At 57.5% G+C, this 7,418-nt stretch carries 1 protein-coding gene, 1 tRNA gene and 2 rRNA genes; 1 reads left to right on the forward strand and 3 read right to left on the reverse strand.

The annotated features are described in order from the left end of the window. The first annotated feature begins 113 nt into the window (after window positions 1–113). Window positions 114–3,488 (forward strand): DEAD/DEAH box helicase, encoded by a 3,375-nt coding sequence (locus QMO80_RS12855; RefSeq protein WP_283196941.1) that lies wholly within the window; start codon window positions 114–116, stop codon window positions 3,486–3,488. 223 nt (window positions 3,489–3,711) lie between these two features. Here QMO80_RS12855 and QMO80_RS12860 read toward each other — a convergent pair. The 3 genes from QMO80_RS12860 to QMO80_RS12870 form a co-directional block, all read right to left on the reverse strand. Next, window positions 3,712–3,788 (reverse strand) — tRNA-Met (locus QMO80_RS12860). Window positions 3,789–3,914: 126 nt separating this feature from the next. Continuing rightward, window positions 3,915–4,029 (reverse strand): 5S ribosomal RNA (gene rrf / locus QMO80_RS12865). Window positions 4,030–4,211: 182 nt separating this feature from the next. Continuing rightward, window positions 4,212–7,009, reverse strand: a 23S ribosomal RNA gene (locus QMO80_RS12870). Between the last annotated feature and the right edge of the window lie 409 nt (window positions 7,010–7,418).

Below are 7,418 nucleotides of genomic sequence, written 5' to 3' on the forward strand. Positions count from 1 at the left end.
GAACATGCGGTCGGGCGGTTCCTGCAGGCGCAGCCGCCGTGGTCTTTGATTTTGAGCTGCGTTCGTTGCTAAAAGAGGTGCAAGCCTATTTTGCAACTCCTCAGTGGAAACTCATGCAGACCAATGCAGATGGCGCCGAAAGGGAACGGCTTCTGGCTATTCTCGATTTCTGGCACAAGATCGAGTTCTTCATTCCCTACGATCTCTCCAGCCGTATTGTTGCAGGTGAAGGGCGAAGTGTCTTCTGGCTGCATGCAAGGACGCTCGGCGATGACGGTGCCGTGCTCAGCCGTCCAGCAATCCCCGAGGAGAAGAAGATTACGGGTTTTACCCTGTTCCTCGGCGTTTTCGGCAAATCCGAAATTACTTCTGTCCGCCGTCACTTCGCCAGCGTTGCGGCCGCGATCGCCGAATATGAGGATGCCGAACGCGGCGATCTCGATGGCGATACCTGCTTTGCCAGCCTGCAGCTGACGCCCTCGGGACAGCCGCTTTTCGAAACATTTTCCGTTTCGACGCTTCCATGGGCTCTGGGACGCGTGCGCAAATCGGGCCTCTCCTCGCTTAGCCACGAAGCATTTGCCGACGGCAAACGGCAGCTGACGGAATTGCTGCAGAATTTTCGGGCGCAGCGGCAACTGAGATCGTCATCGTTCGACGACGGTGCCGATCAACCGCTCGATGCCGGCGAGATCCTGACGCTGCATGAATTGCTCTGCGATTGGGCGGGCTTTGCCTCGCGTCAGGAGAAGCCCGTCGCCGCCGTTGAAATACGCTACAAGGACAGGGCGGAACGGCCTGACGTCCTCTCGCTGCCGCAGCAGGAGAGCCATGCGCCCGAAGCCGACGATGAGGAGGATGAGAGCGCAAGTGTCGAGGAAGAGATCGGCATCCTGAACAGCTTCTTCATCGAGGATATCGAGCGGGCGATGATGCGCGTCAAACATGGCGATATTCCCGAGCCGCTCAGGCGATATCTCAGCCCACTTGCCCCGGAGAAGCGGATCGACCTCTATTCGGAGGACGGACGGAAGGCGATCGTTCGGGCTCTGCACCCCGGAAATCTCAACCGCGGACGCTGGCTCAGCGAACCTCATCACGCGATGAGCCTCATGCAGCAGTTCGCGATCAATTCGGCCATCGGCGAGCTTTCGGAAACCGGACTTTTCTCGGTCAACGGCCCGCCGGGGACGGGAAAGACGACCCTGCTTCGCGACATGTTCGCGGATAATCTCGTTCGGCGCGCCCGCGTGCTCTCCTCCTTGAAGACGGCGCGCGACGCCTTTGACGGATCGCCGCGCCGCGCCATCTTCGCAGACCGCAACACCGCCTCGATATCGGTGCTGATCCCGGCCCTTACCGGTTTCGAAATGGTCGTCGCCTCCTCCAACAATGCCGCGGTGGAGAATATTTCGCGCGACCTTCCCAAGCGGAGCTCGATCGCCGGGGCATCTTCACTCCAATATCTGCAGACGGTCGCGCACAAGATCGCGTGCCAAAAGGACAATGGCGCCGCCGTCAAGCTCTCCGACGGCGACCGTCCGTGGGGGCTGATCGCCTGTGCGCTCGGCAATGCCAGGAACCGCCGAGCCTTCAAGGAACGCTTCGCCTTCATGGAAATCACCGAAAGGCCGAACCCCGGCTGGTCCGGTGCGGCCAAGCCGCAGACCATCTGGGAATGGCGGGAGGGGTACGAGGGGCCGAGCTTCGCCGAAGCATCGGCGGCCTTTCGTGCCGTCGACGACCGGGTTCGCGACAAGATCGGTCAATATGCACGCTATGCCGATCTCCATGACGACATCGCCCTGGCTTCGCAGGACGTATTCTGCGGCGACGCGCTTGAACGGGTCGGGGCAGCCGCCGCCGAACGTCGGCGCGCGCAGGAGTGCTGCGATAGGGTGGCGGCCGAAATGCTTCGGATCGGGCAAGAATTGTCGGATCTGAAGGAGGAAGAACAGCTGCTCGACCGCAGCGCGCCTGCCTGGTGGGAGCGAGTGCTGCCAAACACCCCGGCCCGGCAGCATCGGCAGGATGTCGGCGCCAATGCGCGCCGGCAGCTGGACTTGCGCAAGGCGCTGGCGGAGTGCGAACATCGTCTTGCGAAAATCCATGAACCGCAGCTGGAACAGGCTTTGCGAGAACATGAGCGGGCCGAACAGGCACTGCGGTCACGGCAGAAAATCTGGGTGAGGAAAAGAGAGGAGTTCGACCGTCTGGGCGAGGTTCTCGGTCATCCCGCCATACCCGAGCGTCTCGCCGATCTCGAGACCGACCGGTTCCAGATCGGCGGCCTCTGGCATCAGGACGAACTGGCAGGCCTGCGGTCGGCATTGCTTGAGGCAGCGTTGACGCTGCATGAAGCATGGCTGGCGGAGGTTGGCAGGAAGGGCGGCGGTTTTGGCGGAAACATCGTCGCCATCAGCAAGCTGTTGTCCAACAACAGTCCCGTCGATGACGCGCATATTGCATTGATCTGGCAGAGCCTTTTCATGATCGTTCCCATCGTCTCGACGACATTCGCCTCCTTCGCCCGGCAGTTCCGTGGGCTGGAAGCCGGTTCGATCGGCTGGGTCTTCATCGACGAAGCCGGTCAGGCGGTGCCGCAAGCAGCCGTCGGGGCCCTGTTGCGAGGGCGCCGGGTCATGGCGATCGGCGATCCCCAGCAGATCGAGCCGGTCTTTATCCTTCCGAGCGCGCTGATCACCGCCGCTTCGGCTCTTTCACCCCATACCGCGGCGGGACAATATTCGCCGAACCGGGCATCGGTGCAGATGCTCGCCGATGCCGCCAACCGCTATGGAACGACTGTTGCCGGCGAGGAAGCAGACGGACTCTGGATCGGCTGCCCTCTCCGAGTACACCGGCGCTGCGTCGATCCGATGTTCGGCCTCGCCAACCGGATCGCCTACCAGAACAAGATGGTGTTCGGGCTGGAAAGTCGCCGCCCGGCCGGCGACGCACCGCCATTTTATGGCGACAGCGCCTGGATCGACGTCAGGGGCAGGGTATCGGGCAAACAGACGGTTGCCGAACAGACGGACTTCATCGTCGACGTTCTCACCGCCAGCTATCGCCGCGATGGCGCATTGCCGGATCTCTATATCATTTCGCCCTTCAAGGAGATCAAAAACAGTCTGAGGCAGTCTCTGGCCCATGCGGCATGGGTCGATCGCCACGGAAATATGCGTTCGCCATCGAAACTGTCGCGGTGGCTGCGGGAACGGATAGGCACGGTGCATACCTTCCAGGGCAAGGAGGAGGACATCGTCTTCATGGTGCTCGGCGCCGATGCCGAGCATAGCGGAGCCGCAGCCTGGGCAGCATCGAAGCCGAACCTCCTGAACGTGGCGCTGACACGCGCCAAACGCCGCTTCTATATCGTCGGCGACCGCGCTCTCTGGCAAAGCTTGCCGTATTTCAGGGAAACGGCGAATGCCCTGGAGACGATGCAGGCAGCGGAATTCCTGGCCCGGAACGGTCTCGACTGAAGCTGCGCACGCCGAGTTCTTTCCCGACTATCAGCCGAAACGCAAAAACCCGCCGAGAGGCGGGTTTTTGCGAGTTGTGTTTATGGAATTTGGTTTCGGGGGCAGGCTTTGTGATTTTTCTGTCCCGCTGCGTCGGCTTTGCCTGCTTGCGGGCCCCTGATTAGGCGTTAAATCCTCGACCCGTTACCAAACAAAAAGCCCGCGCTGAGGCGGGCTATTTGTTTGGTTGCGGGGGCAGGATTTGAACCTGCGGCCTTCAGGTTATGAGCCTGACGAGCTACCGGGCTGCTCCACCCCGCGCCATGGCAAGTCTGATTGACTTGCTGAGTATTATAACACGAAAGGCCGCTTTGTGAGCGGCCTTTTGTTCCGGCGTTTGCCGTTAGTCAGTTTCATTGTGAGAAGATTTAAAGTTGCGTTTTGCAGACCTGGCAGCGACCTACTCTCCCGCGTCTTAAGACGAAGTACCATGGGCGCAGGGGCGTTTCACGGCCGTGTTCGGAAAGGGAACGGGTGCAGCCACCCCGCCATAACCACCAGGTCGGCAAAGCGCAACTTTATGTTTGAGAAGCTGGTGAAGTCCTATGACTTCGTTTTGAACACGTTTTAGAGCTCCAACCGGACGAACACTTCGTGTTCGCCGGGACCGGGCAAAGGCTGGCGCCTTCGCCTTGTCAGGACGACCGCTTTGCGGTCGCCTTGAGATGAGCACAGTCAATGAGAACGATCAAGCCGATCGAGCTATTAGTACCGGTAAGCTTCATGCGTTGCCGCACTTCCACACCCGGCCTATCAACGTGGTCGTCTTCCACGGCTCTGATAGGGAATACTCGTTTTCAGGTGGGTTTCCCGCTTAGATGCCTTCAGCGGTTATCCCGTCCATATATAGCTACCCTGCTATGCCCTTGGCAGGACAACAGGTCCACCAGAGATATGTCCATCCCGGTCCTCTCGTACTAGGGACAGATCCTGTCAATATTCCTACACCCACGGCAGATAGGGACCGAACTGTCTCACGACGTTCTGAACCCAGCTCACGTACCGCTTTAATTGGCGAACAGCCAAACCCTTGGGACCTGCTCCAGCCCCAGGATGCGATGAGCCGACATCGAGGTGCCAAACAACCCCGTCGATATGGACTCTTGGGGGTCATCAGCCTGTTATCCCCGGCGTACCTTTTATCCGTTGAGCGATGGCCCTTCCACGCGGGACCACCGGATCACTATGACCGACTTTCGTCTCTGCTCGACTTGTCAGTCTCGCAGTCAGGCGGGCTTATGCCATTGCACTCGACGACCGATTTCCGACCGGTCTGAGCCCACCATCGCGCGCCTCCGTTACTCTTTCGGAGGCGACCGCCCCAGTCAAACTACCCACCATACACTGTCCCGGACCCGGATGACGGGCCGCGGTTAGACATCCATGACGATAAGGGTGGTATTTCAAGGATGGCTCCACGGAAACTGGCGTCCCCGCTTCAAAGCCTACCACCTATCCTACACATGCCGACACGAATGCCAGTGTAAAGCTATAGTAAAGGTGCACGGGGTCTTTCCGTCTGACCGCAGGAACCCCGCATCTTCACGGGGAATTCAATTTCACTGAGTCTATGTTGGAGACAGCGGGGAAGTCGTTACGCCATTCGTGCAGGTCGGAACTTACCCGACAAGGAATTTCGCTACCTTAGGACCGTTATAGTTACGGCCGCCGTTTACTGGGGCTTCGATTCAAAGCTTGCACCTCTCCTCTTAACCTTCCAGCACCGGGCAGGCGTCAGACCCTATACGTCGTCTTGCGACTTCGCAGAGCCCTGTGTTTTTGATAAACAGTCGCTACCCCCTGGTCTGTGCCACCCCACAATAGTTGCCTACCATGGGGTCACGCTTCTTCCGAAGTTACGCGTGCAATTTGCCGAGTTCCTTCAACATAGTTCTCTCAAGCGCCTTGGTATACTCTACCTGACCACCTGTGTCGGTTTCGGGTACGGTCTATACGGTGGAGCTATTTCCTGGAACCGCTCCGCTGCCCATCCAATCCAATAAGAATGAACAACTTGTGCAATCCGTCACTACCACCAGGCCCACGAATATTAACGTGGTTCCCATCGACTACGCATTTCTGCCTCGCCTTAGGGGCCGGCTAACCCTGCTCAGATTAACTTTAAGCAGGAACCCTTGGTCTTTCGGCGAGAGGGTCTCTCACCCTCTTTATCGTTACTCATGTCAACATTCGCACTTCCGATACCTCCAGGAGCCCTCACGGGTCTCCCTTCATCAGCTTACGGAACGCTCCGCTACCACGTGTATTGCTACACATCCTCAGCTTCGGTGCATGGCTTCAGCCCCGTTACATTTTCGGCGCAAAGACCCTTATTTAGACCAGTGAGCTGTTACGCTTTCTTTAAATGATGGCTGCTTCTAAGCCAACATCCTGGTTGTTTTGGGATCCTCACATCCTTTCCCACTTAGCCATGACTTGGGGACCTTAGCTGGAGGTTAGGGTTGTTGCCCTTTTCACGACGGACGTTAGCACCCGCCGTGTGTCTGCCGAGTAGTACTCCCCGGTATTCGGAGTTTGGTTAGGATCAGTAAGACGGTGAGTCCCCATAGCCCATCCAGTGCTCTACCCCCGGGGGTATTCGCTCGACGCTCTACCTAAATAGATTTCGCGGAGAACCAGCTATTTCCGAGTTTGATTGGCCTTTCACCCCTAGCCACAAGTCATCCCAATCTATTGCAACAGATGCGGGTTCGGTCCTCCAGTTGGTGTTACCCAACCTTCAACCTGCTCATGGCTAGATCACTCGGTTTCGGGTCTAATGCAACGAACTATGACGCCCTATTCAGACTCGCTTTCGCTTCGCCTACACCTACCGGCTTAAGCTTGCTCGTTACACTAAGTCGTTGACCCATTATACAAAAGGTACGCCGTCACCCTTGCGGGCTCCGACTGTTTGTAGGCATCCGGTTTCAGGTTCTATTTCACTCCCCTTGTCGGGGTGCTTTTCACCTTTCCCTCACGGTACTTGTTCGCTATCGGTCATGCACGAGTACTTAGGCTTGGAGAGTGGTCTCCCCATGTTCAGACAGGATTTCTCGTGTCCCGCCCTACTCTAGGACAATCGTGATATCTACGCGTACGGGGCTGTCACCCACTACGGCCGCACTTTCCAGAGCGTTCCACTTTAATCACAATTGCCACTGGCCTGGTCCGCGTTCGCTCGCCACTACTTGCGGAGTCTCGGTTGATGTCCTTTCCTGCAGGTACTTAGATGTTTCAGTTCCCTGCGTTCGCTTCTTACACCCTATGTATTCAGGTGTAGATACCTTATAACAATGCTTGGAAACCCAAGCCGACCGCAGTCAGTTTGGATTTTCCAAGCATTTAAGGTGGGTTGCCCCATTCGGAGATCCATGGATCAAAGCTCATTCGCAGCTCCCCACGGCTTTTCGCAGCGTATCACGTCCTTCATCGCCTGTGCATGCCAAGGCATCCACCAAATGCCCTTACGACACTTAATCGTTCTCATTGCCAATGCTCATCGTCTCGTTGCTCGTTCCGAAGGAACGGCAACAGACCAGGTTACCTTTTACAACCCAGTCAATCCAACAATGCCATTAACGTGTTCGACAGGTCTGCTTTATTGGAGCTACGCCGAGCAGCTCACTTGCAGCCTGTCTTAAGACCAGCTTCTCGAGATTGGATCCGATACCGCGCGGTCAGGCAACGGTAATCAAGCCGTCCGTCAGATGCTCATCCCTGAGGATAAACAAACAACAACGGCCCAGAGCGACAAGCTTCCTTCCTACCTCCGATCCCTCCATCGCGTCCGGCCGGCTAGGCCATCGACGATATCATAAGGATCGGGCTCGGACGCCTTGGGCAGAACCCAAAACACCTGGAAGCCTCCAGATCAATCTTCTCTTCACA

Source organism: Rhizobium sp. BT03 (assembly GCF_030053155.1).
Classification (GTDB): Bacteria; Pseudomonadota; Alphaproteobacteria; order Rhizobiales; family Rhizobiaceae; genus Rhizobium.